The sequence below is a fragment of the Streptomyces sp. NPDC051921 genome, from assembly GCF_040680975.1.
Lineage (GTDB): Bacteria > Actinomycetota > Actinomycetes > Streptomycetales > Streptomycetaceae > Streptomyces.
On the sequence record NZ_JBFAXU010000028.1, the window covers coordinates 62396 to 80593 of the forward strand.

Consider the following 18198-nt stretch of genomic DNA (forward strand, 5'->3'; position numbering starts at 1 on the left):
GCCCCCCATTCTTGCCGCAAAGACTGTGCGCCTTTCACACCGCCCGCCTCACAGCGCCCGTCGGAACGCCTCGAAGGCGGTGTGGAAGTCCGGGAAGGTCTTCCGGACGCAGCCGGGGTCGTCGAAGGTGATGCCCGGGGTGCGCAGCGCGGTGACCGCGAAGGACATCACGATGCGGTGGTCGCCGTGGGTGGCGATCTCGGCGGGCCCGGTGGGGGTGCCGGGGCGGATCTCGATCCGGTCGGGGCCCGTGGCGACGTCGATCCCCAGTCGGCGCAGGTTCTCGGCGCAGGCGTCGAGCCGGTCGCATTCCTTGACGCGGGTGTTGGCGACGTCCTCGATGCGGACCGGCCCGTCGGCGAAGGGGGCGATCGCGGCGAGCGTCGGCATGGTGTCGGAGATGTCGCGCATGTTGACCGTGAGGCCGCGCAGGACGCCGGTCGACCGGACCGTCGTCCCCCCGTCGGTGATCTCGACGTCGGCGCCCATGCGCTCCAGGACGTCGACGAAGCCGAGGTCGCCCTGGAGCGCGCCGGTGCCGAGGCCGGGGACGGTGACGGCGGCGCCGGGGGTGAGGGCCGCGGCGGCGAAGAAGTAGCTGGCCGTGGAGGCGTCGGGCTCGATGGCGTACGTGGTCGCGCGGTAGCCGGTGGGGGCGACGGTGTACGTGCGCCCCTCGGGGCCGTCCGCGCGGGTGACCTCGGCGCCGAAGCTCCGCATCATCGCGAGGGTGATCTCGACGTACGGCTCCGAGACCAGGTCGGTGACGGTGACGGACAGGCCTTCGGCGGTGAGCGGGCCGAGCATCAGCAGCGCGGTCAGGTACTGGGACGACTCCCCGGCGTCGAGCCGGACGGCGCCGCCCTCGATGCCGCGGCCGGTGACGGTGAGGGGGTGGTGCCCCTCGCGCCCGCCGTGCGTGAGCTCGACGCCGAGCTCGCGCAGGGCGGTGGTGAGCGGTCCGAGCGGGCGGCGGCGCATCTGCGGGGAGGCGTCGAAGCGGAAGGTGCCGTGGCCGGCGGCGGCGAGCGCCGGCAGGAAGCGTGCGGTGGTGGCGCCGTCCCGGCAGTACACGTCGGCCTCGGCGACCCCCGGGCCGGCCGGCCGGCCCTCGATGTGCCAGGCTCCCGGCTCCTGCCGTACGGCGTACCCGAGGGCCTTCAGGCCTTCGGCGAAGCCCTCGGTGTCGTCGGAGCGCAGCGGCCGGAGCAGCGTGGTGGTGCCTTCGGCCGCGGCCGCGAGGAAGAGGGCGCGGGCGGTGACGGACTTGGAGCCGGGGATGTCGATGACGGTCACGGCCGCCATCCTGCCGTGCGGCGGTCCGCGGCCGGGGGACGGTCCGCCACGTGGACGGCGCCGTCCCGCGACCGCGAGGCCGCCGGGGGGCGGGGCGCGGGGCGCTAGCGGATCTTCCGGTGGACGTTCTCGTGGTCCGACGGGCCCGGTGCGGTGTCGGCGATCCACGGGCCGTCGCCGCTCGGGTCGAGGATGCCCTCTTCCAGCCAGGTGTACGAGCCGGCCAGGACGCCGTCGACGACCTTGCGGTCCAGGTCGTCGGTGTTGGCCCAGAGGCGGCCGAAGAGCTCGGCGACGCGGAGCCGGGCCTGTCGGCAGAAGGCGTCGGCGAGCTGGTGGGCCTCGCGTCCGTGGGGGCCGGTGGTGCGCAGCAGCTCGGCCCGTACGCAGGCGGCGCTCATGGCGAAGAGTTCGGCGCCGATGTCGACGATCCGGCCGAGGAAGGCCTGCTTGAGCTCCATCTTCCCCTGCCAGCGGGACATGGCGTAGAAGGTGGAGCGGGCGAGCTTGCGGGAGGTGCGTTCGACGTAGCGCAGATGGGTCGCGAGCTCGCCGAACTCCGCGTACGCGCCGGGGAGCTGCCCTTGTCCGGCGACGAGTTTCGGCAGCCAGCGGGCGTAGAAGCCGCCGGCTCGGACGCCCGCCATGGCCTTGTCGGCGAGGTCCTTGTCGGGGTCGATGATGTCGCCGGCGACGGCGAGGTGGGCGTCGACGGCCTCGCGGGCGATCAGCAGGTGCATGATCTCGGTGGAGCCCTCGAAGATGCGGTTGATCCGCAGGTCGCGCAGGACCTGTTCGGCGGGGACGGCCCGTTCGCCGCGGGCGGCGAGCGAGTCGGCGGTCTCGTAGCCCCGGCCGCCGCGGATCTGGACCAGTTCGTCGGCCATCCGCCAGGCCATCTCCGAGCCGTACAGCTTCGCGAGGGCGGCCTCGATGCGGATGTCGTTGCGGTCCTCGTCGGCCATCTGGGAGGCGAGGTCGACGACGGCCTCCAGGGCGAAGGCGGTGGCGGCGATGAAGGAGATCTTGGTGCCGACCGCCTCGTGCCGGGCGACGGGCTTGCCCCACTGCTCGCGCTCGGCGGCCCATTCCCGGGAGATCTTCAGGCACCACTTGCCGGCGCCGGCGCAGGCGGCGGGCAGCGAGAGGCGGCCGGTGTTGAGGGTGGTGAGGGCGATCTTGAGGCCGGAGCCCTCGGGGCCGATGCGGTGCGCGGCCGGGACCCGCACCTGGTGGAAGCGTGTGACGCCGTTCTCCAGGCCGCGCAGGCCCATGAAGGCGTTGCGGTGCTCGACGGTGATGCCCGGCGAGTCGCCCTCGACGACGAAGGCGGTGATGCCGCCGCGGTGGCCCTCGGACGCGGGGACGCGGGCCATGACGACGAGGAGGTCGGCGACGACGCCGTTGGTCGTCCAGAGCTTCACGCCGTCGAGGACGTACGCGTCGTCCCCGTCGGGTACGGCGGTGGTGGCGAGCCGGGCCGGGTCGGAGCCGACGTCGGGTTCGGTGAGCAGGAAGGCGGAGATGTCGCTGCGGGCGAGCCGGGGCAGGAAGGCGTCCTTCTGCTCCTGGGTGCCGAAGAGCTTCAGCGGCTGCGGCACGCCGATCGACTGGTGGGCGGAGAGCAGCGCGCCGAGCGCGGGGCTGACGGAGCCGACCAGGGCGAGGGCCCGGTTGTAGTAGAGCTGTGTGAGGCCGAGGCCGCCGTACTTGGGGTCGATCTTCATGCCGAGCGCACCGAGCTCCTTGAGGCCGGTGACGGTCTCGTCGGGGATGCGGGCCTCGCGCTCGATGCGGGCGCCGTCGACCCGGGTCTCGCAGAACTCGCGCAGCTTGGCGAGGAAGGCCTCGCCGCGCCGGACGTCCTCGTCGGCGGGCAGCGGGTGCGGATGGATGAGGTCGAGTCGGAAGCGGCCGAGGAAGAGTTCCTTGGCGAAGCTCGGCTTGTGCCAGTCCTGCTGGCGGGCCGCCTCGGCGACCTGCCGGGCCTCGCGTTCGGTGACCTTGGGCGGCCGCTGGGTGGGTGCGGACATGAGGGGCTCACCTCGCCGCTCGTCGGGGTGCCGGGTGGCTACTCGTCCGTCGTACCCGAAATCGACGGTTTCGGAAACGGGCGCGGCGGCGGTTCCCGGCGGGCGGGGAGGAACGAGGACGGTCCGAGCCCCCGCACAGTGGGCTCGGACCGTCGGTCTCGCGCGTACGGACGTCCTGGTCCGTACGGGTTGCCTAGAGCGCCAGGCCGGTGAGGACCAGGACGCGCTCGTAGGTGTAGTCGTCCATGGCGAACCTGACGCCCTCGCGGCCGACGCCGGAGCGCTTGGCGCCGCCGTACGGCATCTGGTCGGCGCGGTAGGACGGGACGTCGCCGACGATCACGCCGCCGACCTCCAGGGCGCGGTGGGCGCGGAAGGCGGCCTGCAGGTCGCGGGTGAAGACACCGGCCTGGAGGCCGAAGTCCGAGTCGTTGACCGCGGCGAAGGCCTCGGCCTCGCCGTCGACCTTGGCGACGGTCAGCACCGGGCCGAAGACCTCGGCGCGGGCCAGGGTGACATCGGCCGGGAGGTCGGCGAGCACGGTCGGCGCGTAGGTGGCGCCCTCGCGCTTGCCGCCGGCGAGCAGCTTGGCGCCGGCCGCGACGGCCTCGTCCACCCAGGCCTCGACGCGCTGGGCGGCGGCCTCGTCGACCAGCGGGCCGACGTCGGTGGCGTCGTCCGCCGGGTCGCCGGTGACCTGGGCCTCGACCGCGGCGACGATCTTCGGCAGCAGGCGGTCGTAGACGGAGGCGTCGGCGATCACGCGCTGCACGGAGATGCAGGACTGGCCGCCCTGGTAGTTGGAGAAGGTCGCGATGCGGCTCGCGGCCCAGTCCAGGTCCGCCTCGGAGGACCAGTCGGGCAGGACGACGGCGGCGGCGTTGCCGCCGAGCTCCAGGGTGCAGTGCTTGTGCGGCACGGACTGCTGGATGGCGTAGCCGACCTTGTCGGAGCCGGTGAAGGAGATGACCGGGAGGCGCTCGTCCTGGACCAGGGCGGGCATGCGGTCGTTCGGCACGGTCAGGATCGACCAGGAGCCGGCCGGCAGGTCGGTCTCGGCCAGGATCTCGCCCAGGATCAGGGAGGAGATCGGGGTGGCCGGGGCCGGCTTGAGGATGATCGGGGCACCGACGGCGATGGCCGGGGCGACCTTGTGGGCGCTGAGGTTCAGCGGGAAGTTGAAGGGCGCGATGCCGAGCACGACGCCCTTGGGGATGCGGCGGGTGAGCGCGAGACGGCCCGCGCCGCCGGCCTCGGTGTCCAGGCGCTGGGCCTCGCCGGCGTTCCAGCGGCGGGCCTCCTCGGCGGCGAAACGGAACACGGAGACGGCACGGCCGACCTCGCCGCGGGCCCACTTGATGGGCTTGCCGTTCTCGGCGGAGATCAGCTGGGCGATCTCCTCGGTGCGCTCGGCGAGCCGCTTCGACACGTGGTCGAGGGCGGCGGCGCGGACGTGCGCCGGGGTGGCGGCGAACTCGTCGACGACGGCGTGGGCGGCGGCGACGGCCTCTTCGACCTGGGCCTCTGTGGGCACGCTGACCTTGCCGACCAGACGTCCGTCGTACGAGTTCGTGACGTCGAAGGCGGCCTCGCCGGTGGCCTCGCGGCCGGCGAGCCAGAAGGCGTGGGTGGTCGTCATTGCGTACCGGCCCTTTCCGTTTCGGGGTGGTGGCGAGGGGGTGTTCTCGCGCTCTTGTGCCACGTTAGGGCGAAGCGGGCGAAGGGGCGCTTGTCCGCTGTGGAGTAGTGCCGCGGGCCTTCTGTCCGCTTTGGCGGAAGGGGGCGGGCGGCCCCGGCAGCGACGGGGGGCGCGGCCCCGTGGGATCCCCTGCCGAGGACGTGGCCGAGGACCCCTGTCGGAGCCCTGTCGAAGCCCCGGCCGGAGCCGGCGGCGCGGGCTCCGTCGCGGGCTCGTCGTGGGACCCACCAGGGGCGGCAGGCGGAGAAGGGCCGGACGCCCTCGCCCAGCGGGCGGCGATGAGGTGGTCCCCGTGCTGGAGGAGGCCGGCGATCCGGCCCTCGCCCCTGTCGGCCTCCTCGGCGAAGGTGCGCACGTCCAGCTGCTCGCCGGAAGCGGCGTCAGGGTGGACGATGGATGATCACCCGCGTCGCTCGGTCGAGACGATCAGGCAGACCCCGGCCACGACGATCGCGCCACCGAGCACGATGGGCCACGACAGCGCCTCGCCGAGGACCAGGGCACCGAGGGCGACGGCGACGACGGGGTTGACGTAGGCGTAGGTCGCGACGAGCGAGAGGGGCGCGGCCTGGAGGAGCCAGGCGTACGCGGTGAAGGCGATCAGCGAGCCGAAGACGACGAGGTACGCGAGGGCGACCCAGGAGCGCCCCGACACGGCCGACAGGTCGAGGCCGTGCTGCTCGCCCCGCACCAGCCCGACGCCGACGCCGGCGAGACCGCCGGCCAGCATCTCGTACGCGCTCGCGGTGAACGGGTTGCGCGGCATCGGGACGCGCGAGGAGGAGAAGGATCCGACCGACCAGCAGACGGTCGCGGCGATGACCAGCAGGACCCCGCCGACGTGCACCTCGCCGCTGAGCCCGGGCAGCGTCAGCACGGCGAGTCCCGCGAGCCCGAGCAGCACGCCGACGACCCCGCCCGCGCTCGGCCGCTCGCCGGAGCCGGCCTTGAGCAGGACGACCCAGGCCGGGACGACGGCGATGAGCAGTGCGGTGAGCCCGGAGGGCACGGAGGTCTCGGCGAGCACGACGAGCCCGTTGCCGCCGAGGATGAGCAGCAGTCCGACGCCGACCGCCGAGGCCAGCTGTCGCGGGGTCACCTTGAGCGCGGCCGGCCCCTGCCGCCAGGCGATGATCCCGGCGAGCAGCAGCCCGGCCGTGATGAAGCGCGCCCCGGCGGAGAGGAACGGCGGCAGCGTCTCGACGACGATCCGGATGCCGAGGTACGTGGACCCCCAGACGACGTACACGATCGCGAGGGCCGCCCAGACGGCGACGGGTATGCGCCGCGGGGCGGGAGCCGGGACGGACGGGACCTCGGGAGCGGCCGGATCGACGGCGGGGCTTGTCATGCCCAGGAGATTACGGAGGGAGCGGCTCCCGTGCCAGGAATTCTGCCCGCGATCGGGCAGGGAAGCGGCGATTCGAAGGCGCGGGCCCGCAGGAAGGCCTACGGAAAGCCGGTGGCGGCCTATCGGACGCCGGGCGGACGACGCCCGCGAGGGGCGGCGGACGGGCGGGGAGCGGCCCGGCCCTCAGTGCCCGGCCGACGCCGCGCCGCTGCCGGTGCTCGCGCCCGGTCCCGTGGCGCCGCCGTCGCCCGTCGCCTTCAGGGCCAGCCACAGCTCCATGCGGACGTCCGGGTCGTCCAGGGAGCGGCCGAGGATCTCCTCCACGCGGCGCATCCGGTAGCGGAGGGTGTGACGGTGGACGCCCAGGTCGGCGGCGGCGGCGTCCCACTGGCCGTGCCGGGACAGCCAGGCGCGGAGGGAGGCCACCAGGTCGCCGCGGCCGGTGGCGTCGTGTTCGTACAGGGCGCGGAGAAGGCCGTCGGCGAAGGCGCGGACGGCGTCGTCGGCGAGGAGGGGCAGGACGGAGCCGGCCGCCAGTTCCTCGTGCTCGACCAGCGCGCGGCCGCGCCGCCGGGCGACGGACAGCGCCTGCTCGGCCTGCTTGTAGGCGGCGGCCGCGGCGATCGGACCGGTCGGCGCGGACAGCCCGACGACGAGCCCGGCGTCCTCCGCCTCGCGCGACGCGTAGCCCTCGCACGCGGTGACGACCGCTCCCCCGTCGCCGGCGAGGACGACGAGCCGCTCCCCGCCCTCCGGTCCCTCCGGCACGGTCAGGACGGACTCGCCCGCGCGGGCCGCGGCGGCCTCCAGGGTCTCGGCGAACACGGCGAGCGGCGTCTCGCCCTCTCGCGGCTCGGCCGGCACGGGCTCGGCGATGAGCAGCCGGAAGGGGGCGTCGAGGAGGCCCCCGTAGAGGTCGCCGGCGACGCCCCGGGCGTGGTCCGGCTGCCCGGCGAGCAGCATCCGCAGCACCGCCGCGCCGAGCCGCTGCTCGGCGGCCTGGAGGGAGCGGGAACGCTCCGTCGTGAGCGTGAGGAGGGCGATCGCGGAGTGCACCGCGTACCGCTCCGCCGTGCCGAGCGGCGCGCCCGTGCCGACCGCGAGCGCCCCGCGCACCCGCCGCCCGGTGCCGAGGGACTGGAGCTCCACCCGGTCCTCGGTGCCGCCGACGACGGCGCTGGCGGGCGCCGGCCGCTCCCGGAGGCGTTCCACGTCGGGCGTGAGCCGGGCGGCCCGGCGCGCGGCCCATTCGGGCGCGGCGGCGAGCACGGTGCCCGAGGTGTCGTACAGCGCGGCCCAGCCGTCGACGTGCGCGGCGAGCCGGGCGACGACGGCGTCGGGGCCCTCGGCGAGCGCGGCCCGGGTCAGCTCGCGCTGGGCCTCGAAGCCCGCGGTCACGGCCCGGTACTGGTCGGCGGCGATGGCCGCGGACACGGCCTTGCTGATGGCGAGGAACGGGGTGCGGCGGGGCACTTCGAGCAGCGGCAGCCGCTCCTCGCGGGCCGCTTCGAGGAGCGCGGCCGGGATGTCCTCGTAGTTGACGCCGATGGCGAAGCCGAGCCCGACGACGCCCGCGCCGAGCAGTCGCCGCACATAGCGCCGCATCGCCTCGGGGTCCTCGGCGTCGAGGGTGAGCGCGGTGGTGAGCAGCAGCTCCCCGCCCTCCATGTACGGGACGGGGTCGGCGAGTTCGCTGACGTGGGCCCAGCGCACGGGGGTGTCGAGGCGGTCCTCACCGGCGCGGACGGTGAGTTTGAGCGCCGAGTGCTGGAGGAGCGAGGCGAGGGTGGGCGGCATTGGGGACCGTCGGGACCTTTGAGGTTCTGGGGGGAGGGGAGGCGCGTGGGGGGAGGGAGCAACGCCGTCTGCGGGCGACGCGCCCCCGATTGTGCCAGCCCGTTCCGGGGCCCGCCTTCAGCCTCGCAGGTCGACGCCCGCCCCGCAGCCCGACACCCGGCCCCAGGTACCGAGACCCACCCCCCGGCCCCGGCCGCATGCGCCCCCGCCCGACTCCCGGCCCCAGGTGCCGCCGCCCGGACCCGGACGCCGCAGGCCCGACCCGGCGGCCACGGGCGCCGAACGCCCGCCCCGCAGCCCGACACCCAGGCCCGCAGTACCGAGACCCACCGCCCGGCCCCGGGCGTGGTCCGACTGCCCGACACCCGGCCCCGGGCGCCGACGCCCGGCCTGCCGCCCGCCGCCCGCCGCCCGGCTCCGCCTCCCGCCGCCGCCCGGTGTCAGCCGCGCAGGTCGACCAGGAGCGGAGGGGTGTGCTCGCCGCGTACGTGGGTCAGGGACAGGACGGCGTGGCCGGGCGGGACCGCGTGGGCCAGGTCGGAGGCGGACCAGCGTTCGCGTTCGACCTCGCGCACGGTCACGGCGTCCGTGGTGACGGCCCGCCCGGTGACCAGCTTGCGCAGGGTGTGCATGACGCGGGTCAGCGGCTCGTCGGCGAGCACGGTCCGGCTGGTGACGTCCCGGGTCTCGACCCACTCGGTGCCCCAGGTCTCGGCGAACCGCTTGCCGTCCCAGGTGGTGACGCCGGCCAGCGCGACCCGGCAGCCGACCGCCCCGAAGAGGGGGGTGCGCAGGTGCTCGGGGACGTCGTCGAGGCTCCGCAGGCCGAGCACGACCCCGGCGTTCGCCGAACGCAGTCGCTGCAGCCCGCGCACGGTCCCCGCGGTGAGGGTGTGGGCGGCGTCGTCGAGGACGAGGCAGACGAAGCGGGACCGGTCGGTGCGGGTGACGGCACGGGCGAGGAACTGGGCGAGGACGAGCCGGGCGAGCAGCCTGGAGGCCTCGGCGTGGCCCGTCTCGGGCAGGTCGATCCGGACCCGTACGGGGTGTTCCAGGGCACGCATGGTGAACGGCTGCCCGTGGCCCGACGTGTCGAAGAAGCCGGCGAACGCGGGCCGGTCGAGCAGGGCGATCCGGTCGGCGAGGGCGGTGGCGGGGTCCCCGGCGGTGCCGTGCTGCCGTTCGCGGGCGTCGAGTTCGCGGACGAGGGAGGCGTGGCCGGCCCGCTCCAGCGCGGCGCGCAACGCCTGGCGGGGGGCGGGCGCGCCGTCGAGGAGTTCGCGGAGTTCGGGGACCGACGGGAACCGCCCGTGGACGGCGTGGAACGGGCCGAGGAGCTGGGCGAGCGCCGTCGCGGCGCGCCGCGGGTCGGTGGTGTCGTCGACGAGGACGTCGGAGAGGAGGGCGGCGGCCTGGTCGGGGTCGCCGGTGCCGCCGTAGAGGTCGAGGTCGTGCGGCGAGGCCGGGTCGCCGACGCGGATGACGACGTCGTACGCCTCGTCCGGGCCGAGCGGTGCGCCGGCGGGGCCGACGGCGACGACGGCGGCCTGCCCGGCGAGCGCCTGCAGGGCGAGGGACTCGACGACGGGGCGGAGCAGCCGGGTGGTCTTGCCGCTGCCGGAGGGGCCGACGACGAGCATGGAGGTGCCGAGGACGGCGGGGTCGACGGCGAGGCCGGTGCCGCGGCGGGGGTACGGGTTGCGGGGGACGTCGGCGACGGTGCCGAGCCTGACCTGCCGCAGGCTCAGGTCGTGGGCGGCTGCGCGGCCGGGCAGCTGACGTGCGCCGGACGGGTGGAGGAAGGCGGCGGCGCCGCGCGCGTGCACGTCCCGGACGAAGGCGGCCTGCCGGTCGGGGCCGGTGCGGGCGGTGTCCCAGGCGGCGCGGATACGGGTGTGGTCGACGTCGTTCATGCGCCCGGCGGCACCCTCGCCGGCGAGCCGGTCGGCGGCCTCGGCGAGCCCGGCGGCCCGCAGCTCCGGCCAGTCGGCGGGGTCGGACGCGGGCGGGTCGGCGACCGCCGGCTGCGGCGCGGCCGGGCCGGGGCGGACGGTGCGGCGCAGCGCGAGCCAGACGAAGGGCAGGGCGGCGGCCACGGTGACGAACAGGTCGGCCGTCTCGACCATCTCCTGGTTGGCGTACGCGGCGGTGGGCGTGCCCCGCTCGTACGGCAGCAGGGCGTAGACGACGCCCTTGACCGGGATCCAGCCGCCGCGGACGAGCGCGACGGTCACGAGTCCGGCGACGACGGCGAGGACGACCTGGGCGGCGTGACCGCGCGCCTCGGTGAGCCGCCGCCACGCGTACGGCCAGCGGCCGAAGCGGCCGAGCCCGTAGAAGACGCCGGTGAACAGCACGAGCTCGTAGACGGCGAGCGCGAGCACCCCGCCGGTCCCGGCCTGCGGCCCGCCGCCGAGCGGGTGCCACCAGTCGTCGGGGGTGAACAGCTTGAGCGGGACGCTCCAATAGGGGATGTAGCCGTTGCGCAGCAGCGACCACAGCAGGACGCAGGCGAGGAACGAGATCACCGCACCGGAGAGCACGGCCCGCAACGGCGTCTCGGTCGGCTCCTGGTCGGGCCGGGGGACGTGCCCGTAGCGCCAGACCCCGGGCCCGGCGGCGGGCCGGGGGGTGCGGAGCCAGTCGGCGAGGGAGAGGCCGGCGGAGGCCGCGGGCGCCGCGGCCGGCGGGCCCGCGGGCACGGTCGCGGCTCCGGCGGGCACGGTCGCGGCTCCGGCGGGCACGGTCGCGGCTCCGGCGGGCACCGCGACCGAGGGCGCCTCGGGCACGGCCGAAGGCGTCTCCGGTGCGGTCGGCGGGGCCGTCGGCATCGGTGGCGGGCCGGCCGGGCGGGGGACCTGGTCGGCGCGGGGGCGACCGTCGTGCGTGCCCCGCGAGCCCTGCGTGCCCTCGAACTCCATGACCCCTGCCCCCTGGCCCCTTCACTTTCACTCTGCCGCGCGTCCGTGCCGCGTCCGACGCCCAATCTAGGGCCTCGCGTGCGGATCATGCCCCGGATCAGGCCGATGACGTGGCGACGGTCCTGACAACAGCGCGTATGGCCGATACGGACAAGGACACGCCGGGATCACTCCCATCCGTAGCATGCGCCGGGCCCACGGCCGCGCCTAGCCTGCGGAGGAAACCCGCAAGTGCGTCCAGAACACCCCCAGGAGCCCCGCATGAACGCTGTCCCGCAGGAGCGGCGCGTCGTCACCGCCATCCCCGGCCCGAAGTCGCAGGAGCTTCAGGCCCGCCGTCTCGACGCGGTCGCCGGTGGCGTGGGCTCCACGCTGCCCGTCTTCACCAAGCGCGCGGGCGGCGGCATCATCGAGGACGTCGACGGCAACCTGCTGATCGACTTCGGTTCCGGCATCGCCGTGACCTCCGTGGGCGCCTCCGCCGAGGCCGTCGTGCGCCGCGCCTCCGCGCAGCTCCAGGACTTCACCCACACCTGTTTCATGGTGACCCCGTACGAGGGTTACGTGGAGGTCTGTGAGGCCCTCGCCGAGCTGACCCCGGGCGACCACGCCAAGAAGTCCGCGCTGTTCAACTCGGGCGCCGAGGCGGTCGAGAACGCGGTCAAGATCGCCCGTTCGTACACCAAGCGCCAGGCCGTCGTCGTCTTCGACCACGGCTACCACGGCCGCACCAACCTCACCATGGGCATGACGGCGAAGAACATGCCGTACAAGCAGGGCTTCGGCCCGTTCGCGCCCGAGGTCTACCGCGTCCCGGTCGCCTACGGCTACCGCTGGCCCACGGGTGCCGAGAACTGCGGCCCCGAGGCCGCCGCTCAGGCGATCGACAACATCACCAAGCAGATCGGCGCCGAGAACGTCGCCGCGATCGTCATCGAGCCGGTCCTCGGCGAGGGCGGCTTCATCGAGCCGGCCAAGGGCTTCCTGCCGGCGATCGTGAAGTTCGCCAACGACAACGGCATCGTCTTCGTCGCGGACGAGATCCAGGCCGGCTTCTGCCGTACCGGCCAGTGGTTCGCCTGCGAGGACGAGGGCATCGTCCCGGACCTCATCACCACCGCCAAGGGCATCGCGGGCGGTCTGCCGCTCGCCGCCGTGACCGGCCGCGCCGAGATCATGGACTCCGTGCACGGTGGCGGCCTCGGCGGCACCTACGGCGGCAACCCGGTCGCGTGCGCCGGTGCGCTCGGCGCCATCGAGACCATGAAGGAGCTCGACCTCAACGGCAAGGCCAAGCGCATCGAGGAGGTCATGAAGACCCGCCTCACGGCCATGCAGGAGAAGTTCCCGGTCATCGGCGACATCCGCGGCCGCGGCGCCATGATCGCCATCGAGCTCGTGAAGGACCCGGCGACCAAGGAGCCGTTCGCCGAGGCCGCCGCCGCGCTCGCCAAGTACTGCCACAACGAGGGCGTCCTGGTCCTCACCTGTGGCACCTACGGCAACGTGCTGCGCTTCCTGCCGCCGCTGGTCATCGGCGAGGACCTGCTCAACGAGGGTCTGGACGTCATCGAGGCCGCGCTCGCGCAGATCTGACGATCGGACAGCGACTTCTGACACCCTGTGTGAAGAAGCTGTGGGGGGCCGATGGCGGGATGGAGTTCCCGCTGTCTGTCCCCCCTTCCGTGCCGTACGGTTTCTGCAGATGAGAGAAACACCCCGGGCGGAGCCTCCCCAGCCCCGCCCACACCGTGCCGTCGCGCACACCCCCGGCGCCCTGGGCTCCGGAACTCCTCACCGATCGGATGGCCGCCCGCCCCACACCCCCCGGGGCGCGCGGCAGCCCGGTCCAGGCGACTGCCCCGGAACCACCCCCCCTGTTCCGGGGCAGTCGGCTGTCTTCTGGGCGCTCGTCACCCTCGCCGTCACCACCTGGCAGGTCCAGGTCCACGGCCCGCTCGCCCGCCTCGACGAACGTCTCTCCCGCGCCCTCGTGGACACCGTCCCGCGCGGCCTGAGCGAAGCCGCCTCCGACCTGGGCGACGTGACCGTCGCCCTCCCGGTCCTGGCCTGCGCGATGGCCCACGCGGCCTGGCGCGGCCGCCGCGCCGCCGCCCTCTTCGCGGGCCTGGCGATGGCGCTGGTCCCGCTCCTGGTCGTCCCCCTGAAGCTCTGGACGGCCCGCCCCGGCCCGCTCGAACCCTGGGCGCACGGCTACTACCCCTCGGGCCACACGGCCACGGCGGCGGTGGCGTACTTCGGCGCGGCCCTGCTCGTCTCCCGCCGCCTGCTCCCGGTCGCGGCCGTGCTCACCGCGGTCACGGCCACGGGGCTGGTCCTGCGCGGCTTCCACTGGCCCCTCGACGTCCTCGCCTCCCTCGCCCTGTGCCTCCCGCTGCTGCGCTGGCCGGCGCTCGCCGCGCGATACGGTCGCGTTCCAGGCTCGCGCCACGAAGAACGGGAGAGCACATGACGATCCACCGGCCCGGACTGCCGGCCGACCTGCCCGACCCCGGACTCCTGTGGGCGCGCTGGGCCCTGAACGCGGTGGTCCGGGCGACGACCGCGAAGGAGGGGGACGGCGTCCACCGGACCGGCGTCTGGATCGACGACGAGGGGCTGCACCTCGACGACTGCGGCTGCACCTGGTGGACGTTCTCCCGGCTCTCCGAGGGGCGTTACGTGCTGTACGGCGAGGACGAGTCGAGCGGCTGCAAGTGGTACGAGCCGCCGGTCGACATGCTGGCCGGCGGCCCCCACTGGCTGCCGTACGAGGAGCTGCGCGACCGGCTCACGGGGAACGAGCTGGGATGTGCGTACTGGTACGAGAACGGCGCCTGGGGCCGGGCCCCCTACCCCGCGGACCTGGACGACGACGGACTCGACTGCGGGATGAGCCGGTTCGTGGACCGGGGTGAGGCGCTGGGCCTGCTGGCGGACCTCGTGGCGTACGACCGGCCCGCGGCGGAGATCCTGATGGCGGCCGCCGAGGAGCGGCGGCTGACGCCGGAACTGCTGGCGGCGCACGTCGTGGCGGAGGACCGCGGCGACCCGGACCTTCCGGCGATGGTCCGGGCGCTGCGGCGAACGGGGCTCGACCGGGAGGCCGCGGCCGGTCAGCTCCAGCCGTAGGCGTCGAAGTTCCGGCTGAACTCCCACTGGTTGTAGCGGTCCCAGTTGATCGACCAGGTCATCAGCCCGCGCAGCGCGGGCCAGGTGCCGTGGGTCTGGTAGGTGCCGCAGTCGGTCTTCCTCGTCAGGCAGTTGAGTGCCTTGTTCACCTCGGCCGGGGTGGTGTGGCCGTTGCCGGCCTGGGTGGAGGCGGGGAGGCCGATGGCGACCTGGTCGGGGCGGAGGGCCGGGAAGACGCGGTCGGTGTTGCCGGCGACCGGGAAGCCGGTGAGCAGCATGTCGGTCATGGCGATGTGGAAGTCCGCCCCGCCCATGGAGTGGTACTGGTTGTCGAGGCCCATGACGGAGCCCGAGTTGTAGTCCTGGACGTGCAGCAGGGTGAGGTCGTCGCGCAGGGCGTGGATGACCGGGAGGTAGGCGCCGGCGCGCGGGTCCTGGCCGCCCCAGGGGCCGGAGCCGTAGTACTGGTGGCCGAGCTGGACGAAGAAGGTCTCCGGGGCCATCGTGAGGACGAACTTCGTGCCGTACTTGGCCTTGAGGGTCTTCACCGCCGAGATCAGGTTGACGATGACCGGGCTGGTCGGGTTGCGGAAGTCGGTGTCCCCGGTCTGGAGCGAGAGGGAGTGGCCCTCGAAGTCGATGTCCAGGCCGTCGAGTCCGTAGTCGTCGATGATCTTCGACACCGAGGCGACGAAGGTGTCGCGCGCGGCGGTGGTGGCGAGCTGGACCTGGCCGTTCTGGCCGCCGATGGAGATGAGGACCTTCTTGCCGGCGGCCTGCTTGGCCTTGATGGCGGCCTTGAAGTCCGCCTCCGACTCGACGTTCGGACACTCGGTCACGGGGCACAGCTTGAAGCGGATGTCGCCGGAGGTCACCGAGGTCGGCTCGCCGAAGGCGAGGTTGACGACGTCCCAGGAGTCGGGGACGTCGGCCATGCGGGTGTAGCCGGAGCCGTTCGCGAAGCTGGCGTGGAGGTAGCCGACGAGGGCGTGGGCGGGCAGCTGGCCGCCGGGGTTGCCGCCGCCACCGGAGGTCGTCGCGACGGCGACGGCGGCCGACCTGGCCGACTCGCCGGCGTTGTTGGCGGCCGAGACCTGGAATCCGTACGAGGTGCTGGGCGCGAGGCCGGTCGCGGTGTACGAGGTGCCGGTGACGGTCGCGACGAGGATGCCGTCGCGGTAGACCTTGTACGAGGTGGCACCGGAGACCGCCGGCCAGGTCAGGGTCACCGAGGTGGAGGTGGGCGGGCCCGCCGCGAGGCCGGTGGGTGTGGCCGGGATCTGGACGGGGTCGCCGCCGGGGCCGAGCAGGGAGAGGTCGTCGGCGACGTAGGCGCCGGTGCCGTACCAGCCGTGGGTGTAGATCGTGACCGAGGTCGTCGAGGCGCCCGTCGTGAAGGTGGCGCCGAGCTTCTGCCAGTCGGGGGCCGACTGGGTCCAGGTGGAGACGTCGGTGGTGCCGGTGCCGGAAGCGCCGAGGTGGACGTAGCTGCCGCGGACCCAACCGCTCAGGGTGTACGTGGAGTTCGGCTTGACGGTGACGCTCTGGGAGCACTTGGCGTTGTCGCTGCCGGCCGGGGTGGCCTGCAGGGCCTTCGCCCCCGCGTGCACGGGGGTGGTGACGACGGCCCCGCTGCCCGCGCTGCAGCTCCAGCCGTCCAGGCCGGACTCGAAGCCGCCGTTGCGGGCGAGTTCACTGTCGGCGGCGTGGGCCGTGGGGGTCAGCGCCACGAGTCCGCCGGCGGCGAGCACGCCCGCCAGGGCGAGGGTCAGGGGTCTGGTGCGGTCCACAACTGCCTCCGGGAGTGGGGGGAATCGAGGTGGAGCGCGCCACAGCATGGTCCAGACCAATCAAGTGGTCAAGACCTCTGCACGGAAGGTGCCCGCGGTCAGACGCCGCCGATCCCCCCTCCCCCACGGGCGAGCCCGCCCGCGGCCTCGTGCATCGCCCGTTCGAGCAGCGCGGTGTCCGTGAGCGTGCCCGTCGCGTCCGGCGCCACCAGCCAGCGCACCCCGCCCACCACCCGCCCCGGGTACGGGACGACGATCCAGGTCCCGGCACCGGCGCCGCGGATCCCCGTACCGAGCCAGCGGGCGGCGGTGCCCGGCGGCACGAAGAAGCCCATCCGGGCGTCGCCGAAGTCGGCGAGGACCGGACCCGGCCGGTCCACGAGCCGGGTCAGCACGTCGAGCGTGGGGTGGCCGAGCTCGGCCGACAGGATCAGCACGTCCCAACGGCGACCGGCGGGCAGCAGGGCGACCCCGTGCGGGTTGCGCTCCCACTCCCAGCGGCAGGCCTCGGGGTCCGGCGCGACCGAGGCGAGCCACTCCACCACGGCCCTGGCCGCCGAACCGCCCCCCGAGCCGGAGCCCGCCCCCGTACCTGTACCCGTCATCACGAAAGCCCTCTCTCCACAGGGACCCGCCGATTGCGGTGTCCACACGGAGAGAGGGCGCTGCCTCGTGGCTATGACGCGGGTTCCCTCCCCGCGCATGGTGACCTGCGTCACACCCCGGAGGGTCAGCTGTCGAAGCCGAGGCCCAGCCGGTCCATCGTCTTCAGCCACAGGTTCCGGCGCCCGCCGTTCTCGTCGGCGCGCGCGAGGGACCACTTGGTGAGTCCGATGCCCGCCCAGGCGATCGGCTCCGGCGGGAAGGGCAGCGGCTTGGAGCGCACCATGTCCAGCTCGGTCCGCTCGGTCCGCTCCCCCGACAGCAGGTCCAGCATCACGTCCGCGCCGAAGCGCGTCGCACCCACGCCGAGCCCCGTGTACCCGGCCGCGTACGCCACCTTGCCCTGGTGCGCCGTGCCGAAGAAGGCCGAGAAGCGCGAGCAGGTGTCGATCGCCCCGCCCCAGGCGTGGCTGAAGCGCAGGCCCTCCAGCTGCGGGAAGCACGTGAAGAAGTGCTGGGCCAGCTTGAGGTACGTCTCCGGACGGTTGTCCATCTCCGCCGCCACCTTGCCGCCGAAACGGTAGACGGCGTCGTAGCCGCCCCACAGGATGCGGTGGTCGGCCGTGATCCGGAAGTAGTGGAACTGGTTGGCGGAGTCGCCGAGCCCCTGCCGGTTCTTCCAGCCGACCGCGGCCAGCTGCTCCGCGCTCAGCGGCTCCGTCATCAGCGCGTAGTCGTACACCGGGACGGTGTAGTGCCGCACCCGCTTGACCAGCGACGGGAAGACGTTGGTGCCGAGGGCGACCCGGCGGGCCGCGACCCGGCCGTACGGGGTGCGCACGGCCATGCCGCCGCCGGCCGACACCAGGTCGAGCGCCGGGGTGTTCTCGTAGATCCGCACGCCCAGGTCCTGGCAGGCCCGCTTGAGCCCCCAGGCCAGCTTCGCCGGGTTCAGCATGGCGACGCCGCGGCGGTCCCACAGGCCGCCCCGGAAGGTCGGCGAGTCGACCTCGGCGCGGAGCGCGTCGCTGTCCAGGAGCTCCAGGCCGTCGGCCAGGCCGAGCCGGTCGGCCTCCTCGTACCACTCGTGGAGCTCGTCGAGCTGGTAGGCCTCGGTGGCCACGTCGATCTCACCGGTGCGCTCGAAGTCGCAGTCCATCGCGTAGCGGGCGACGGCCTCCTCGATGGCGTCGAGGTTCCGCTCGCCCATGTGCTCCAGCTTCGCGAGCTCGCCCGGCCAGCGGGCGAGTCCGTTGCCGAAGCCGTGCGTCAGGGACGCGGCGCAGAATCCGCCGTTGCGGCCCGAGGCGGCCCAGCCCACCTCGCGGCCTTCGAGGAGCACGACATCCCGGGAGGGGTCGCGCTCCTTGGCGAGGAGCGCGGTCCACAGTCCGCTGTAGCCGCCGCCCACCACGAGCAGATCGCACCGCTCGGGGCCGGCGAGGGCGGGCAGGGCTCCGGGCTTGCCGGGGTCTTCCAGCCAGAAGGGGACGGGCTGGGCGTCGGAGAGAGATTGTGCAGCGAGACGCATGGCGACTGGGGCCATGGTTTCCAACTCCTTCGGTGCCTGACCGGC

General features: G+C 74.1%; 12 protein-coding genes. 3 read left to right on the forward strand and 9 right to left on the reverse strand.

What is annotated here, in order from left to right; translation table 11 throughout:
* Positions 1–48: 48 nt before the first annotated feature.
* From aroA to AB0M16_RS30955, 6 genes are all read right to left on the reverse strand, one after another.
* A complete protein-coding gene (gene aroA, locus AB0M16_RS30930) occupies positions 49–1296 on the reverse strand; it encodes a 3-phosphoshikimate 1-carboxyvinyltransferase (RefSeq protein ID WP_365348808.1) in 1248 nt (415 codons plus the stop codon).
* A 104-nt stretch (positions 1297–1400) separates the two neighbouring features.
* Complete coding sequence (locus tag AB0M16_RS30935; RefSeq protein WP_365348810.1) at positions 1401–3329, reverse strand: acyl-CoA dehydrogenase family protein; 1929 nt, start codon at positions 3327–3329, stop codon at positions 1401–1403.
* 193 nt (positions 3330–3522) lie between these two features.
* Entirely contained in the window at positions 3523–4968 is a 1446-nt protein-coding gene (locus AB0M16_RS30940; RefSeq protein WP_365348812.1) for an aldehyde dehydrogenase family protein, read from the reverse strand.
* Between the two features lie 460 nt (positions 4969–5428).
* Positions 5429–6379 (reverse strand): EamA family transporter, encoded by a 951-nt coding sequence (locus AB0M16_RS30945; RefSeq protein WP_365348814.1) that lies wholly within the window; start codon positions 6377–6379, stop codon positions 5429–5431.
* A gap of 183 nt (positions 6380–6562) precedes the next feature.
* Positions 6563–8176: a PucR family transcriptional regulator gene (locus AB0M16_RS30950; RefSeq protein ID WP_365348816.1), complete on the reverse strand. Its 1614-nt coding sequence runs from the start codon at positions 8174–8176 to the stop codon at positions 6563–6565.
* A 440-nt stretch (positions 8177–8616) separates the two neighbouring features.
* Positions 8617–11097, reverse strand: coding sequence for an ATP/GTP-binding protein (locus AB0M16_RS30955; protein ID WP_365348818.1), 2481 nt, complete (start codon positions 11095–11097; stop codon positions 8617–8619).
* Between the two features lie 261 nt (positions 11098–11358).
* Between AB0M16_RS30955 and gabT the strand changes: the two genes are divergently transcribed.
* From gabT to AB0M16_RS30970, 3 genes are all read left to right on the forward strand, one after another.
* Positions 11359–12693 carry a 4-aminobutyrate--2-oxoglutarate transaminase gene (gabT, locus tag AB0M16_RS30960; protein WP_365348820.1) on the forward strand — a complete coding sequence of 445 codons (1335 nt, stop codon included), beginning with the start codon at positions 11359–11361 and terminating at the stop codon, positions 12691–12693.
* Between the two features lie 109 nt (positions 12694–12802).
* Complete coding sequence (locus tag AB0M16_RS30965) at positions 12803–13570, forward strand: phosphatase PAP2 family protein (RefSeq protein ID WP_365348822.1); 768 nt, start codon at positions 12803–12805, stop codon at positions 13568–13570.
* Positions 13567–14229 (forward strand): hypothetical protein, encoded by a 663-nt coding sequence (locus AB0M16_RS30970; protein WP_365348824.1) that lies wholly within the window; start codon positions 13567–13569, stop codon positions 14227–14229. Before AB0M16_RS30965 ends, AB0M16_RS30970 begins: the two co-directional genes overlap by 4 nt.
* Here AB0M16_RS30970 and AB0M16_RS30975 read toward each other — a convergent pair.
* From AB0M16_RS30975 to AB0M16_RS30985, 3 genes are all read right to left on the reverse strand, one after another.
* A complete protein-coding gene (locus tag AB0M16_RS30975) occupies positions 14214–16019 on the reverse strand; it encodes a glycosyl hydrolase family 18 protein (RefSeq protein WP_365348826.1) in 1806 nt (601 codons plus the stop codon). The two genes, AB0M16_RS30970 and AB0M16_RS30975, sit on opposite strands and share 16 nt — an antisense overlap.
* A 98-nt stretch (positions 16020–16117) precedes the next feature.
* The gene (locus tag AB0M16_RS30980) at positions 16118–16624 is read right to left on the reverse strand and encodes a hypothetical protein (protein WP_365348828.1); all 507 of its coding nucleotides are present in this window, start codon (positions 16622–16624) and stop codon (positions 16118–16120) included.
* 125 nt (positions 16625–16749) lie between these two features.
* Positions 16750–18168, reverse strand: coding sequence for an FAD-dependent oxidoreductase (locus tag AB0M16_RS30985; protein WP_365348830.1), 1419 nt, complete (start codon positions 18166–18168; stop codon positions 16750–16752).
* Positions 18169–18198 lie beyond the last annotated feature (30 nt).